The organism is Streptococcus sp. Marseille-Q6379 (assembly GCF_965119505.1).
Map to the genome: position 1 here is coordinate 284,619 of NZ_CBCPLV010000001.1, position 14,063 is coordinate 298,681.

Annotated in this window: 16 protein-coding genes; 10 read left to right on the forward strand and 6 right to left on the reverse strand. The window is 40.6% G+C overall.

The features are described 5' to 3' along the window. Nucleotides 1-57: 57 nt before the first annotated feature. Nucleotides 58-687 (forward strand): HI_0552 family protein, encoded by a 630-nt coding sequence (locus ACWPVZ_RS01500; protein ID WP_414341084.1) that lies wholly within the window; start codon nucleotides 58-60, stop codon nucleotides 685-687. Between the two features lie 34 nt (nucleotides 688-721). Here the strand turns inward: ACWPVZ_RS01500 and serS are convergent, their stop codons facing one another. From serS to ACWPVZ_RS01525, 5 genes are all read right to left on the reverse strand, one after another. Beyond that, complete coding sequence (gene serS / locus ACWPVZ_RS01505; protein ID WP_037597435.1) at nucleotides 722-1,999, reverse strand: serine--tRNA ligase; 1,278 nt, start codon at nucleotides 1,997-1,999, stop codon at nucleotides 722-724. A 209-nt stretch (nucleotides 2,000-2,208) separates the two neighbouring features. Then, a complete protein-coding gene (locus tag ACWPVZ_RS01510; RefSeq protein ID WP_060972160.1) occupies nucleotides 2,209-2,583 on the reverse strand; it encodes a DUF956 family protein in 375 nt (124 codons plus the stop codon). An 81-nt stretch (nucleotides 2,584-2,664) separates the two neighbouring features. After that, nucleotides 2,665-3,576: a PTS system mannose/fructose/sorbose family transporter subunit IID gene (locus tag ACWPVZ_RS01515; protein ID WP_073689476.1), complete on the reverse strand. Its 912-nt coding sequence runs from the start codon at nucleotides 3,574-3,576 to the stop codon at nucleotides 2,665-2,667. 14 nt (nucleotides 3,577-3,590) lie between these two features. Then, nucleotides 3,591-4,406 (reverse strand): PTS mannose/fructose/sorbose transporter subunit IIC, encoded by an 816-nt coding sequence (locus ACWPVZ_RS01520; protein WP_454380598.1) that lies wholly within the window; start codon nucleotides 4,404-4,406, stop codon nucleotides 3,591-3,593. A gap of 67 nt (nucleotides 4,407-4,473) precedes the next feature. Continuing rightward, complete coding sequence (locus ACWPVZ_RS01525; RefSeq protein ID WP_454380600.1) at nucleotides 4,474-5,466, reverse strand: PTS sugar transporter subunit IIB; 993 nt, start codon at nucleotides 5,464-5,466, stop codon at nucleotides 4,474-4,476. Between the two features lie 377 nt (nucleotides 5,467-5,843). Between ACWPVZ_RS01525 and ACWPVZ_RS01530 the strand changes: the two genes are divergently transcribed. Further along, nucleotides 5,844-6,575: a cyclase family protein gene (locus tag ACWPVZ_RS01530; protein WP_454380602.1), complete on the forward strand. Its 732-nt coding sequence runs from the start codon at nucleotides 5,844-5,846 to the stop codon at nucleotides 6,573-6,575. 44 nt (nucleotides 6,576-6,619) lie between these two features. Here the strand turns inward: ACWPVZ_RS01530 and ACWPVZ_RS01535 are convergent, their stop codons facing one another. Next, nucleotides 6,620-7,432, reverse strand: a complete 813-nt coding sequence (locus ACWPVZ_RS01535; RefSeq protein WP_014633589.1) for a Cof-type HAD-IIB family hydrolase — start codon at nucleotides 7,430-7,432, stop codon at nucleotides 6,620-6,622. A gap of 208 nt (nucleotides 7,433-7,640) precedes the next feature. Between ACWPVZ_RS01535 and ACWPVZ_RS01540 the strand changes: the two genes are divergently transcribed. The 8 genes from ACWPVZ_RS01540 to ACWPVZ_RS01575 all read left to right on the forward strand — a co-directional run bounded on the left by ACWPVZ_RS01540 (nucleotide 7,641) and on the right by ACWPVZ_RS01575 (nucleotide 14,061). Next, entirely contained in the window at nucleotides 7,641-9,062 is a 1,422-nt protein-coding gene (locus ACWPVZ_RS01540; RefSeq protein WP_002883789.1) for an NCS2 family permease, read from the forward strand. A gap of 276 nt (nucleotides 9,063-9,338) precedes the next feature. Further along, nucleotides 9,339-9,782 (forward strand): tRNA (adenosine(37)-N6)-threonylcarbamoyltransferase complex ATPase subunit type 1 TsaE, encoded by a 444-nt coding sequence (gene tsaE / locus ACWPVZ_RS01545; protein ID WP_014633907.1) that lies wholly within the window; start codon nucleotides 9,339-9,341, stop codon nucleotides 9,780-9,782. Further along, nucleotides 9,775-10,296, forward strand: a complete 522-nt coding sequence (locus ACWPVZ_RS01550; protein WP_414341088.1) for a GNAT family N-acetyltransferase — start codon at nucleotides 9,775-9,777, stop codon at nucleotides 10,294-10,296. Before tsaE ends, ACWPVZ_RS01550 begins: the two co-directional genes overlap by 8 nt. 8 nt (nucleotides 10,297-10,304) lie before the next feature. After that, complete coding sequence (lytR, locus tag ACWPVZ_RS01555) at nucleotides 10,305-11,558, forward strand: glycopolymer--peptidoglycan transferase LytR (RefSeq protein ID WP_414341090.1); 1,254 nt, start codon at nucleotides 10,305-10,307, stop codon at nucleotides 11,556-11,558. A gap of 152 nt (nucleotides 11,559-11,710) precedes the next feature. After that, on the forward strand, nucleotides 11,711-12,184 hold the full coding sequence (rimP, locus tag ACWPVZ_RS01560) for a ribosome maturation factor RimP (protein ID WP_002883745.1): 474 nt from the start codon (nucleotides 11,711-11,713) through the stop codon (nucleotides 12,182-12,184). A 65-nt stretch (nucleotides 12,185-12,249) separates the two neighbouring features. Further along, nucleotides 12,250-13,449, forward strand: a complete 1,200-nt coding sequence (gene nusA / locus ACWPVZ_RS01565; protein ID WP_454380607.1) for a transcription termination factor NusA — start codon at nucleotides 12,250-12,252, stop codon at nucleotides 13,447-13,449. A gap of 20 nt (nucleotides 13,450-13,469) precedes the next feature. Beyond that, nucleotides 13,470-13,766 (forward strand): RNase P modulator RnpM, encoded by a 297-nt coding sequence (gene rnpM / locus ACWPVZ_RS01570; protein WP_002883779.1) that lies wholly within the window; start codon nucleotides 13,470-13,472, stop codon nucleotides 13,764-13,766. Next, nucleotides 13,759-14,061: a YlxQ-related RNA-binding protein gene (locus tag ACWPVZ_RS01575; RefSeq protein WP_002883776.1), complete on the forward strand. Its 303-nt coding sequence runs from the start codon at nucleotides 13,759-13,761 to the stop codon at nucleotides 14,059-14,061. Before rnpM ends, ACWPVZ_RS01575 begins: the two co-directional genes overlap by 8 nt. The last annotated feature ends 2 nt before the right edge of the window (nucleotides 14,062-14,063 follow it).

Consider the following 14,063-nt stretch of genomic DNA (forward strand, 5'->3'; position numbering starts at 1 on the left):
GACCAACCAGAATAGAATCTTTATAGGTTGGTCTTTTGTCATTGTAAGGAGAAAATGATGTTAGAAAATATTAAAGCTTATTTATCTAAACAAGGAGTTAAGTATATCAAACCTGAAAAAGCGGGTCCGCATCAAGAAGAGATGGAAGTGCTCAAGGCACTTGGTCAAGCAGCTCGTAAGGAAATGCAGACTTTAGCAAAAGTTTTAGAGGAGCGTTTGGCACCCTTTAAGATGGATCGTGTCAGTAATTGGGCCAATCAGGCACAAATATGTCGCCCACATTTTTGGTGCTATTATAGGGACCCTGAGGACAGTTTAGACGATGTTGCGATGGCGATTCGCCTTTATGGTCAGCCTGAAAAATGGGGGATTTCAGTAGAAGTTAGCTTTGTCGAGCGGAAAAAATCAGATACTACTCTAGCTAAGCAACATAAGGTCCTAGACTTACCGATTGCCCCCTCTCTATACTATTTTGCCCAGGAAGATGGTGTCAGCTATCGTGTGGAAGGAACTGAAGAGAATCGTCAGATGCTTAAAGAATCAGTTAGAGATGGTCGTATCCGCAAGGTATTGGTTAAGTATGATGTGGTAGTGACTACTAGTAAAACTATGAAAGAGTTAGTAGAAGAGCTTGCTGATGGATTTGAAACATTAAGACCCTATTACGAGAAAGCTAATCAAAACTAAAAAATCTCCAGTTATTTTCTGGAGATTTTTCTTCTTATTTCGGTGCAATCACTTCAGCACCGCCCATATAAGGACGAAGAACTTCAGGGATAGTTACTGAACCATCTTCGTTTTGGTAGTTTTCAAGGATAGCGGCTACTGTACGTCCAACAGCAAGTCCTGAACCGTTGAGAGTGTGAAGAAGTTTTACTTTACCATCAGCTTCGTCACGATAGCGGATTTGTGCACGGCGGGCTTGGAAATCTTCTGTGTTTGAACATGAAGAAATTTCTCGGTAAGTGTTTTGTGCTGGAATCCAAACTTCCAAGTCGTAGGTTTTAGCAGCTGAGAATCCCATATCGCCAGTACATAAAGTGATGACACGGTATGGCAAGTTAAGTTTTTGAAGGATATTTTCAGCGTTAACTACCATTTTTTCCAATTCATCGTATGAGCTTTCTGGTTTTGAGAATTTGACCATTTCAACCTTGTGGAATTGGTGAAGACGAATCAAACCACGTGTGTCACGACCAGCTGAACCAGCTTCTGAACGGAATGAAGGGCTCATGGCTGTGAAGTAGATTGGCAATTCTTTACCATCAAGGATTTCACCGCGGTAGTAGTTTGTCAAAGGAACTTCAGCGGTTGGGATAAGGACATAGTCAGTACCGTCAAGCTCGAAAGTATCTTCCTTGAATTTTGGATATTGACCAGTACCGAACATTGAGTCGTGGTTAACCATGTAAGGTGTGATCATTTCAGTGTAGCCTTCTTTAGCGTGCTCATCCAACATAAAGTTGTAAATCGCACGTTCCAATTTTGCTCCAAGTCCTTTGTAGAAAAGGAAACGAGAACCTGTAACTTTTGCACCACGTTCCCAGTCTAGGATACCAAGGTCTTCCCCAAGATCCCAGTGAGCTTTAACTTCAAAATCAAAGTCACGAGGTGTTCCCCAACGACGAACTTCTACGTTTTCGTCCTCGTCAGCACCTACTGGAACAGAGTCGTTTGGTGTATTTGGAAGTGTCACAACGATGGCATTAAGCTTTTCATCGATAGCAGCAAGTTCGGCATCAATTTCCTTAATTTCTGCAGAAACTTTTTGCATGGCTGCAATTTGTTCTGAAGCATCTTCTTTGTTACGTTTAGCTTGAGCGATACCATCTGAAGCGATATTACGTTGAGCTTTGAGTTCTTCAGATTTGATAAGAAGCTCACGGCGTTTAACATCAAGCTCTTTAAGTTCATTTAAAGTTTCAGCAGCAACCCCACGTGTAGCCAATTTTTCGGCAAGGGCATCGAAGTCGTTACGAATACGTTTTACATCTAACATAAGTTCCTCCAAAAAGTAAAACACTCCAGTGAAAGTGTTGGAGTGACATGAGCCACGGTTCCATCCAACTTCACAGGAGTGCACTTGTTTATGTTTTTAATTATTAGAAACGGTAGAATTTCGTAGGTTAACCCTACCTGCTCGCAGCAACCGCAGGCTTTCTGAAAGGATCTAGCTAGTACTTATCCGTCTGTTATATTATACAAAAATTATGATTTTTTGGCAAATAAACCTTTGAGTCGAGTGCCGATAGTTTGAATGAGAGTTGGCAACTTGACGACTTTTTCATTACCAAGATGTTCCCTAGCAATCTTTAGAATCTTTCCAGAATCTTTAGAAGCAAAGAGGAATTTGCTCTTGTCTGTCAAAACCTCAAAGTGGCGACTAATTCTCTTTCCGGAGACATTCGCACCGATTTGAGTGATGCTTGTCCATGGGATTTGAATGTATTGCTCGACATTGACATCTGGGTAGAATTCAAGAGCCACATCTCCTATTAGAAACTTACCGACTTTACCTCCGATAGCCATGTAGGAAACGCCTGTTGTATGCAGTTCAACTGTTTTGTTTAATGATTGTGCCATATCTATCTCGCTTTTCGATTGTAGTACTTTTATTATAGCATAAGAAAAGAGTTCAGCTTGGCTAAACTCTTACCCTTTTTATTACATAATTTTGAAGAAGCTTGCAATGATACCAACTACAAAGAGACCGATGATGATTGTGATTGGTGAAACTTTCTTCTTAAGCAACCACATACATGCAAAAGTAAGGAGAAGTCCCATCAAACCTGGAATCAATGAATCCAATTGTTTTTGAAGGGTATCAACTTGAATCTTATCGAAGCTAAGTTTGTCATTAACTTGGCCGAGGATAGTCTTAAGTTGGTCACCGCTAACATTGCCTTTAGGCCATTCGATATAGGCACCTTTAGACAAAACTTTACCTGGAAGGTTTACAGTGAAGACGATAGATACCCAACGTTCAACAAGTACAGCCAAGATGAACATACCAAGGATTGATGCCCCTTTAGTAATATCTTTTAAGATACCACCAGACATGTCTTTAGTGATTTCTGAACCTGCTTTGTAACCAAGTTCTTGAGTGTACCACAAGAAGGCCATACGGATAAGGTTCCAACCGATGAAGAAGATAAGTGGACCAGCGATGTTACCAGCTTGTGCCAATGATGCACCAAGGGCACCAAGGATAGGACGAACTGTGAACCAGAAAACAGGGTCACCGATACCGGCAAGAGGTCCCATCATACCGATTTTAACCCCTTGGATAGCAGCATCTTCGATGTCAGTACCGTTAGCTTTTTCTTCTTCAAGAGCCAAGGTAACCCCCATGATAGGAGCAGCTACATAAGGGTGGGTATTGAAGAATTCCAAGTGGCGTTTAAGAGCTGCAGCTTGGTCTTCTTTGTTAGTGTAGAGTTTTTTGATAGCAGGAATGAGTGAGTAAGCCCAACCCAAGTTTTGCATACGTTCATAGTTCCATGAACCTTGCAAGAATTGTGAGCGCCACCAAACCTTTTTACGATCTGCTTGAGATAATTGAATTTTTTCAGCCATGAGAGCACCCCTTCCTAGTAGTCTTCCAAGATATCGCCGATTGGGTCGCCTGAACCAGATGAAGTTCCGCCACCATTTCCGCCACCTTGTTTAGAAAGGTTGAGGTAGATGAAGGCGATAGCGACACCGATAGCACCAAGAGCGATAAGTGTCAATTGGCTAATTGCTGCAAAAGCAAAACCGATGGCGAAGAATGGCCAAACTTCACGAGTTGCCATCATGTTGATAACCATGGCGTAACCAACGGCTACGACCATACCACCACCGACAACCATACCGTGGTTGAGCCAGTCAGGCATCAAACCAAGGGCGTGTTGAACAGATTGTGCTGGGATAGCAAGAAGAAGAGCTGCAGGCACAGCAATACGCAACCCTTGAAGAAGAAGGGCAAGGTAGTGTGCGCGTTCAACACCAGCGATGTTTCCGCTTTCTGCTGCTTTATCTGCAGCATGAACAAGGGCAACTGATGCTGTACGAACAAGCATAGTTAGGAAGAGACCGGTAACCGCAAGTGGGATAGCTGTTGCAGTCGCAACACCGATACCTTCAGTTGTGAAGTTACCACCTTTAACCAAAATGATGGCAGCAGCAACAGAGGCGAGGGCAGCGTCAGGAGCGACAGCGGCACCGATATTAGCCCAAGCAAGGGCAATCATTTGAAGAGAACCACCAAGCATGATACCTGCAGTGAGGTTACCTGTAGCAGCACCGATAAGGGTACATGCAACAAGTGGTTGGTGGAATTGGAATTGGTCAAGGATACCTTCAAGACCAGCAAGGAAGGCAACAACTACGACCAAAATTGCAGAAATAATTGACATATCTGACATGGTAATAATTCCTTTTCTATTGAGTTGTGATTAGTTGAGTTTATCAACTAATTTATCCGGATGAAGATTATTGAACGTTAGCTTTTTTGATAAGGTCAAACAAGTCTTTCTTAGAATCGTTTGGAACCTTACGGACGTCAAATTCAACACCAAGGTCACGTAATTTTTCGAAGCAAGCAACATCGTCTTTGTCCATAGACAAAACGTTGTTAACCATTGTTTTACCAGTTGAGTGAGCCATAGAACCAACGTTAAGTTCTTTGATTGGCACGCCACCTTCGATAGCACGAAGTGCGTCTTGAACAGTTTCGAACAAGATAAGCGCGTGTGTGTTACCCAAACGTGGGTCCTTAGAAGCATCAATCAATTTTTGAATTGGAACAACGTTTGCTTTAACACCGTTTGGTTCTGCTTGTTTGATCAATTCTTTACGAAGCTCATCTTTAGCAACGTCGTCTGAAGCAACAATGATACGGTCTGCTTTAGAAGCAGGTGTCCAGTTAGTTGCTACCTGACCATGCAAGAGACGTGTGTCCAAACGTGCCAAGTTAATCTTGAGTTTACCATCTCCGATAACTGTCCCTTCTGGGATAGCTCCTTGAGGTGCAGCAGCTTCTACAGGAGCTGCTGTTGTTTCCTCAGCTGGATTAAGCTCCTCTGGAAGTGCCTTGATACCACCCTTAGCTTCCTTGATGATATTAGCAGCAACTTGCTCTGCAGTAGCGTTAGCATCCATCATACGTTCAGTGTATGCTTGGATTAGCATTGGCAAGTTAAGTCCTGTGATGATAGCAATCTTGCGATCTGGATTTTCTCCAGCAATTCGGCTAGCTTGGTTAAATGGTGAACCAGACCAAAGGTCAGCCAAAACAAGAATTTCATCATCAGCATCGAATTGTGCAATGGCGTCGTTGAAGTGAGCGTACAAGTCGTCAGGACCTTCATTTGGCATGAAAGTAACCACTTGAACTTTCTCTTGTTCACCAAAAATCATAGAACCTGATTGGTGAATACCTTCAGCGAATTTACCATGGCTAGCAATAATAATACCGATACCCATTAGTGTTCTTCCTCCTTTTATATATTGTTTCTTAGGAATAGAAAAATGATTATTGGTATTAGCATCGATCAGTATGAAATGACAACAATATTTTTTTAGTCCCTCGAAAATTAGAACACTCTAATTATAGGACGTTACCATGAATTTGTCAATGGTTTTCGTAACAAAAGTGTCATATAATTGAAAAAACATCAAATTATTGCAAATATACTTTTTTTTCAGACAATAAGTGTTAAATATAGTTTTAAGCTATATCTAACTAGAGGAAATAGGATTAAGAAAAAATGAGATAAAAGCTTGTAATAGCTGGTGTTGGCTGCTATAATTTCTTCAATTAACTATTTAAGGTTAAATCTATAAGAAAAGAGGGCCTCCTTATGTCAGATTTACTAAGTATTTATAATGAATTGCAATCTAAGAAATGGGTTGACTTGACCCACAAAATTAATGCGGAAAGTCCACATTTCCCAGCCCTTCCTACTTTGAAACAAGAAGATCTTTTCACATTAAAAGATGGTTTCCATGTTCAAAAATTTACAGTGGTTGGTCAATACGGAACGCATATTGATGCACCGATTCACTTTGTAGAAGGTGGTCGTTGGTTGGATGAGATTGCCCTCAAAGATCTTCTTTTACCACTCTATGTTATCGACAAGTCTAAAGAAGTTGCTGCGAGTCCAAACTTTGTCTTGAGCAAACAAGATATCTTAGACTTTGAAGCAGAACATGGACGAATTGTTGAAGGGGCCTTTGTCGCTTTTCGTAGTGATTGGTCGAAGCGTTGGCCAGATCAAGATGCTATGCGCAACCTTGATGAAAATGGGGTTCAGCAAAGTCCAGGTTGGAGCCGCGAAGCTCTAGAATTCTTGATTCATGAACGCCATGTTAAGGCTGTCGGTCATGAGACTTTTGATACAGATGCTGGTATTCCAGCAGCAGAACATGGCTTGGTTAACGAATACTACCTCTTGGAACAAAACATTTATCAGGTAGAAGTCTTGAACCAATTGAATCAAGTTCCAGCCGTTGGTGCTTTGATTTCAATTGCATTTCCTCACTGGGACAAGGCGACAGGTTCCCCAGTGCGTGCAGTGGCTATTTTACCTTAATCAGAACAAAAGACACCGAAGAAATTTTCAGTGTCTTTTCTTGTTTATAAAAAGAGTTCTTGAAGTTTGCGAGCAACGCCATCCTCTTCATTAGTCCACTCAATTTGTTCGTTAGCGTGGGGAAGAAGGACAGAGCTAGCATTCTTCATGGCATAACCAGTTTTAGCAAGTTCCAACATCTCTGTGTCATTGTGTTCGTCACCAAAAGCAATCAAATCATCCGTTGATTTACGCATGGCCTTAAGTAAGTAGTTCAGGGCGTAGGCCTTGTTAATACCTTTAGGCGAAAATTCCAAAATATTAAGTGGGCCACCCCAAGAATCAACTTCAATTTCTTCCTTGAAGTCTTTCTTGATGTCATCGGCTAGTTGGTACTTATCTTCATGGCGAGTTTGCATAAGGAGAGCGTTAGGGTTGCGCGTGATTTTAGTTGGTTCTAAACGCATAGCCTCAATAATTTTATCAACACCAAAGAGTTGTGGTTGAATACGCTCTGGGTGATTCATAGTGATATAGAAGTGTTTTCGATATTCACTAGCCAGAAAATCCATCTCTAATTCATCATGGCGTTGTAAGAGGCTAATCAGATATTTCTTATCTAATTTAACCGAATGCTCATAAGCCCAGTCTTGGTCTGGAAGATTGGTCAAAGAGCCGTTGAAGGTGATGAGTGGTGTTTCTAACCCTAGTGTTTTGTAATGGTCAATAGCCATACGATAAGGACGACCTGTAGCAATAACGACTTGGTGTCCTTTGTTTTGTACGTCTTTAATCGTTTTTTGTGTAAATTCTGAAATAGTTCCATCTGGGCGTAATAACGTTCCATCAAGATCTAGTGCAATCAATTTTTTTGTCATGTTCCTATTATATCAAAAATCTGTCCTTTGTTGGTGATTAAGAAAGAGCTTTCTAAGAACGTTCGGTTTTTCATAAGAAAAGTCTCAGGAAATAAACCTTGCACCGTCAAATAATTTCATGTAGAATAGTAATGTTGCATTCTACGTGAGAATGTTCCGAAATTATTCGGATTTTGACAATATTTTTTATTAAGGAGTCTAAACTTTCATGGAAAAGTTTTTCAAATTGAAAGAACATGGTACTGACGTCCGTACAGAAGTGACTGCTGGATTGACAACTTTCTTTGCCATGTCTTACATCCTCTTTGTTAACCCAGCGATGTTGGCCCAAACAGGAATGCCTGCACAAGGTGTTTTCTTAGCAACAATTATTGGTGCGGTTGCAGGGACATTGATGATGGCCTTTTATGCTAACCTACCATACGCTCAAGCGCCTGGTATGGGGCTTAATGCCTTCTTCACCTACACAGTGGTCTTTTCTTTGGGGTACACTTGGCAAGAGGCCTTAGCAATGGTCTTTCTATGTGGTGTTATTTCATTGATCATCACGGTAACTAAAGTACGTAAGATGATTATTGAGTCTATTCCAACAGCTCTCAAATCTGCTATTTCAGCAGGTATCGGTGTTTTCCTTGCCTATGTTGGGATTAAAAATGCTGGTTTCTTGAAATTCTCAATTAATCCACATACCTACACTGTTGCAGGTAAAGGTGCTGATATGGCCAAGGCTTCAATTACAGCTTCATCGTCAGCTACACCAGGTTTGGTTGCTTTCAATAACCCAACTGTAATTGTAGGCTTGATTGGTCTTGCGATTGCGATTTTCTTTATTGTTAAAGGTATTCGTGGTGGTGTTCTTCTTTCAATCCTTGTAACGACTATCATTGCTATTTTTGCTGGTGTCGTTGATCTTGGAAGCATTGACTGGCACGCAGCTAGCTTGACGTCATCTATTAAAGATCTTGGTCAGGTCTTTGGTGCAGCGCTTGGATCTAAGGGATTGGGATCGCTCTTTGCAGACGTTTCTCGTTTGCCTGGTGTCTTTATGGCTATCCTTGCCTTCTCATTGACTGATATCTTCGATACTATCGGTACCTTAATCGGTACTGGTGAGAAGGTTGGTATCATTGCTTCAACAGGTGATAACAACGAATCAAAAGCTCTTGACCGTGCTCTTTACTCTGACCTTGTTGGTACAAGTATTGGTGCCATTGCAGGGACTTCAAACGTTACAACTTACGTTGAATCTGCAGCAGGTATTGGTGCTGGTGGACGTACTGGTTTGACAGCTCTTGTGGTTGCTGTACTCTTTGCCATTTCTAGTTTCTTTAGTCCAGTGGTGTCAATCGTTCCAAATGCGGCAACAGCGCCTATTCTTATTATTGTAGGTGTTATGATGCTCTCTAACCTTAAGAGTGTCGATTGGGAAGACTTGTCTGAAGCTATTCCTGCCTTCTTCACTTCTATTTTCATGGGATTCTCATATAGTATTACTTATGGTATCGCAGCTGGTTTCCTTACTTATACTTTGGTCAAAATCGTCAAAGGTCAAGCTAAGGATGTCCACTTTATTATGTGGATTTTGGATATCTTGTTTATCCTTAACTTCATCAGTATGGCTGTGTTCTAAAGCTTGAAAGTAAAAAGTCTGTACATTTGTCAGGCTTTTTCTTTTGCGATTTTTATCTGGAGGAATGTGAGAGAGTTACTATTGGTTAACTTTTGAAACTATAGTAAGTTTTACAAAAACATTTCTAATCTACGAGTGATTAATGTGGTCAAAATAAACACAAAATTAAAATACTCATCTTAATTTCTTGCTTAGATGATTCAATATTTATAAGTTTCTACTGTATTTTTACAGTGGATTCTAGTCCATATTTTTATTTTTTGATATAATGAAAACATGATTTACAGTCAAAATGAAGAAGAATTGATTAGTATCGGCCAAAAGCTAGGTCGACTGCTCGATTCTGGAGATATAATTGTTCTCTCAGGTGATCTGGGAGCTGGCAAAACAACCTTAACCAAGGGGATTGCCAAAGGTTTGGATATTTCACAGATGATAAAGAGTCCAACCTATACTATTGTAAGGGAGTATGAGGGGCGACTGCCACTCTATCATTTAGATGTCTACCGCATTGGTGATGATCCAGATTCTATTGATTTAGATGATTTTCTGTATGGTGAAGGTGTGACAATCATCGAGTGGGGTGAGCTCCTAGACGAGAGTCTGTTAGGGGATTATCTCCTAATTTCGATATCTCATCATGGAGATGGACGTCAGTTGCTTTTTGAATCTTTCGGTCCTAGAAGTAAGGAGATTCAGGAGGAAATGGTAAATGGCTGAGCAAGAATTAGTCATTGAGGAAGCTCAAAGAGAGGATGCTGCCTCTCTAGCTCGTTTACTAGAGAATGTAGCCTTGGAATCGGATTTTCTAGCACAAGATGATAGAAGTTCTATACTGAGTGCTGAACAGTTAGCCACTTATATTGAAGGTCATCAGCATAGGCTTAATGAGATTTGTTTGGTGGCGAAATTGGGTCATGAGGTCATTGGTGTTTGTAATGTTACCTCTGATCAAGACACTAAGACTAGTCATATTGGTGACGTATTTATTGCGGTTGCTAAACCCTACTGGGGAAATGGTGTTGGTCAGTTTTTGATGGAAACAATGATTGACTGGGCAGATCATACACCGATTATCCGCCGCTTAGAGTTGACGGTTCAAGCACGTAATAAACGGGCGGTTCACCTCTATCAAAAATTTGGATTTGACATTGAAGGCACTAAGAAACGTGGTGCAAGAACTAAAAATGGAGAATTTCTAGATGTTTACCTTATGGCTAAACTCATAGATTAGGAAAAAACATGAAACTTGGACGAAAAATTTTATTGATGTTGTTGGCGATTTTTGCAACGACAGTAGTAGCTGCTGGTATTTACCTAACGACAACTTATAATTACGCCACAGGCGAATTGTCAAAAACGTTTAGGGCTTCTAAAGCAACTTCTGGAAATAGTAAGGCCATTCAACAGACTAAGCCTATAACTATTCTGTTGATGGGGGTAGATACAGGATCCAAAGAACGTAAGGATACCTGGGAAGGGAACTCTGATACCATGATCTTGGTAACAGTGAACCCTAAGACTAAGAAAACAACCATGACCAGTTTGGAACGTGACCTTTTGACAGATATTGAGGGGTCGGGGGAAGCAAAACTAAATTCAGCCTATGCTGAGGGTGGTGCTGACTTGGCTATTTCAACTATTCAAAAGGTTTTAGATATTGATATTGACTATTATGCCCTGATTAATATGCAGGGTATGATTGATCTGGTAGATGCCGTGGGTGGAATTGAAGTAACGAATCATTTTGATTTCCCTATTTCAATTGCAGAAAATGAACCAGAATTTCAGGCAAAAGTTGAGCCTGGAACCCATAGAATCAACGGTGAGCAAGCCTTAGTGTATTCACGTATGCGTTACGATGACCCTGATGGTGACTATGGTCGTCAAAAACGTCAACGTGAGGTTATTCAAAAAGTTGTAGCTAAGCTCTTGAAGATGGACTCGATTGGTTCTTACAAGAAAATCTTGTCAGCTGTAAGTTCAAATGTTCAAACTAGCATTGATCTTGGTGATACCAATACTCTGCGTAGCTTGATGGGCTATAGCGATGCACTTAAAAATATTAAGTCATACCAATTGGCTGGTTCGGATGCCATGATCAACGGAGGAAGCTATCAAGTGGCCTCTACTGAGGATATTCTTAAGGTGCAAAACCGTATTAAGAAGGAAGTTGGTAAGAAAAAAGTCTCTGAATCCAATCTTAAGACTAGTTTGGTTCTCTATGGATCTGGTAGCTCTAACTATGGTTCAGATGATTTCGTTAATTCTAAAGGAAGTGCGGCTTCAAGTGAAGCATCTTCAAATTATGAGGCTGGGCCATCTGAGGCAGCAGGTGGTGGATCGGTAAGTACCTATAATGGAGGTACTAACTATAGTAATAATTATAGTGAAAACACAGGTAATTATGTTCAGGAACAAGGTACGACAACCCCTACATACAATAATAATGGATCGGGTGTGACTACCTATAGCACTGTTCCAGCGGCACAATAAATGAGGTTGGGTGATTCCCAACTTTTTTGCTTTGAAATGACAGCGATATGGTTATTCCTTGCAATGGCTTTTTAGCTATGCTATAATATAGAAAAATAACGAAAGAGAGGCGGAGTAGAAACTTCGTCTCTTGTGTGTGTAAGGAGGTCATAATGTCGCAAAAAATTATTGATCTCGTGACGGCAGTCGTAGCTCCAGCTATTCCTGAGCCATACGAACTGGTCGATATCGAGTACGAAAAGCTTGGCGGTGACTATGTCTTGTCAGTTTTGATTGATAAGCCAGGTGGTATTACTGTAGAAGATACTGCAGACTTGACTGAAATTATCAGTCCCCTCTTGGATACTATTCAGCCTGATCCTTTCCCGGATCAATACATGCTGGAAGTTTCTAGTCCAGGGTTAGAGCGTCCCTTAAAAACCAAAGAAGCTTTGACAAATGCTGTTGGTCAGTATATCAATGTTAGTCTTTACAAGGCTATTGATAAGATCAAGATTTTCCAAGGTGACTTGGTGGCCTTTGATGGGGAAACCCTAACAATCGATTACCTTGATAAGACTCGCCATAAAACTGTTGAGATTCCCTATCAAACAGTTGCTAAAGCTCGTTTGGCAGTCAAACTCTAAAACTCTTAGTGTAAATAAAGAAAGGATGCCAGTTTTGGCCAATAGAGGCTAAAACAACAAAGAATATGAGCAAAGAAATGCTAGAAGCCTTCCGTGTCTTGGAAGAAGAAAAACACATTAACAAGGAAGACATCATCGATGCTGTGGTTGAATCACTTAAGTCAGCCTACAAGCGTCGTTATGGTCAGTCAGAATCAGCTGTAGTTGAATTCAATGAAAAAACAGGTGATTTTCAAGTTTATACCGTTCGTGAAGTTGTAGACGAAGTCTTTGATAGTCGTTTGGAAATTAGCTTGAAAGATGCACTTGCTATCAGCTCTGCTTACGAGCTCGGTGACAAGATTCGTTTTGAAGAGTCAGTAGATGAATTTGGTCGTGTTGCAGCGCAATCTGCCAAACAAACCATTATGGAAAAAATGCGCAAGCAGATGCGTGAAATCACTTATAATGACTATAAGCAACATGAAGGTGAAATCATGCAAGGAACAGTTGAACGCTTCGACCAACGTTTCATTTATGTCAATCTTGGAACGCTCGAAGCTCAATTGTCACGCCAAGATCAAATTCCTGGTGAAAGCTTTAAGTCACATGATGTCATTGATGTTTATGTTTATAAAGTTGAAAACAACCCTAAAGGTGTTAACGTCTTTGTCAGCCGTAGCCATCCAGAATTCATCAAACGTATCATGGAACAAGAAATTCCAGAAGTATTTGATGGAACTGTAGAAATCATGAGTGTGTCTCGTGAAGCAGGTGATCGTACTAAGGTTGCTGTTCGCAGTCATAATCCTAACGTTGATGCTATTGGTACTATCGTTGGTCGTGGTGGAAGCAATATTAAGAAAGTTGTCAGCCGTTTCCACCCAACACGTTTGGATGCTAAGACAGGAATTGAAGTTCCTGTTGAGGAAAATATTGATGTTATTCAATGGGTTGAAGATCCAGCTGAATTCATCTACAATGCTATTGCACCGGCTGAAGTGGACTATGTTCTCTTCGACGAAATTGATAGCAAACGTGCAACAGTAGTTGTGCCAGATAACAAATTATCTCTTGCAATTGGTCGTCGTGGGCAAAACGTTCGTTTGGCAGCTCATTTGACTGGTTACCGTATTGACATCAAGTCAGCTTCTGAATATGAAGCACTCGAAGCTGAAAAAGCTGAGGCTGCTACTGAGGAAGTTGTTGACGAGATTGTTGCAGAAGATGCTACACCTGTTGAAGTCACAACAGAAGAAGTAACTGAAACAACAGAAGCAGAATAAGAAGAACATAGAGGTGTTTGATGGCTAAAACACGAAAAATACCTTTACGCAAATCAGTTGTCTCAGGAGAAATCATTGATAAACGTGATTTGCTCCGCATTGTAAAAACTAAAGATGGTGAGATTTTCATTGATCCAACAGGAAAGAAAAATGGCCGAGGTGCTTACATTAAATTAGATAATGAAGAAGCTCTCCAAGCTAAAAAGAAACGTGCTTTTAACCATAGTTTCTCCATGGATGTTCCTGAAAGTTTTTATGATGAACTCATTGCTTATGTGGATCACAAGGTCAAAAGAAGAGAGTTAGGTCTTGAATAACACAGAAAAATTGTCAAATATGTTGGGACTAGCACAAAGAGCTGGAAAGCTTATTTCTGGCGAAGAACTTGTCATCAAGGCAGTTCAATCAGGACAGGCGAGACTAGTTTTTCTTGCCAATGATGCTGGTAGTAACGTGACTAAAAAGACGACTGATAAATGTAACTACTATAATATAGAAGTCTCCACAGTGTTTAACGCACTGGAATTAAGCATGGCTATTGGTAAACCAAGAAAAACGGTTGCTGTAGTTGATGCTGGATTTTCAAAGAAAATGAGGACTCTTATGGACTAAAG

What these genes read in the sequence shown, in the direction of transcription:
- ACWPVZ_RS01510 (WP_060972160.1), bottom strand. Translation starts at nt 2,583, where the DNA reads ATGGCACAATCATTAAACAAAACAGTTGAACTGCATACAACAGGCGTT.
- serS (WP_037597435.1), bottom strand. Translation starts at nt 1,999, where the DNA reads ATGTTAGATGTAAAACGTATTCGTAACGACTTCGATGCCCTTGCCGAA.
- ACWPVZ_RS01520 (WP_454380598.1), bottom strand. Translation starts at nt 4,406, where the DNA reads ATGTCAGATATGTCAATTATTTCTGCAATTTTGGTCGTAGTTGTTGCC.
- nusA (WP_454380607.1), top strand. Translation starts at nt 12,250, where the DNA reads ATGAGCAAAGAAATGCTAGAAGCCTTCCGTGTCTTGGAAGAAGAAAAA.
- rnpM (WP_002883779.1), top strand. Translation starts at nt 13,470, where the DNA reads ATGGCTAAAACACGAAAAATACCTTTACGCAAATCAGTTGTCTCAGGA.
- ACWPVZ_RS01530 (WP_454380602.1), top strand. Translation starts at nt 5,844, where the DNA reads ATGTCAGATTTACTAAGTATTTATAATGAATTGCAATCTAAGAAATGG.
- ACWPVZ_RS01535 (WP_014633589.1), bottom strand. Translation starts at nt 7,432, where the DNA reads ATGACAAAAAAATTGATTGCACTAGATCTTGATGGAACGTTATTACGC.
- tsaE (WP_014633907.1), top strand. Translation starts at nt 9,339, where the DNA reads ATGATTTACAGTCAAAATGAAGAAGAATTGATTAGTATCGGCCAAAAG.
- ACWPVZ_RS01540 (WP_002883789.1), top strand. Translation starts at nt 7,641, where the DNA reads ATGGAAAAGTTTTTCAAATTGAAAGAACATGGTACTGACGTCCGTACA.
- ACWPVZ_RS01515 (WP_073689476.1), bottom strand. Translation starts at nt 3,576, where the DNA reads ATGGCTGAAAAAATTCAATTATCTCAAGCAGATCGTAAAAAGGTTTGG.
- lytR (WP_414341090.1), top strand. Translation starts at nt 10,305, where the DNA reads ATGAAACTTGGACGAAAAATTTTATTGATGTTGTTGGCGATTTTTGCA.
- ACWPVZ_RS01550 (WP_414341088.1), top strand. Translation starts at nt 9,775, where the DNA reads ATGGCTGAGCAAGAATTAGTCATTGAGGAAGCTCAAAGAGAGGATGCT.
- ACWPVZ_RS01525 (WP_454380600.1), bottom strand. Translation starts at nt 5,466, where the DNA reads ATGGGTATCGGTATTATTATTGCTAGCCATGGTAAATTCGCTGAAGGT.
- rimP (WP_002883745.1), top strand. Translation starts at nt 11,711, where the DNA reads ATGTCGCAAAAAATTATTGATCTCGTGACGGCAGTCGTAGCTCCAGCT.
- ACWPVZ_RS01500 (WP_414341084.1), top strand. Translation starts at nt 58, where the DNA reads ATGTTAGAAAATATTAAAGCTTATTTATCTAAACAAGGAGTTAAGTAT.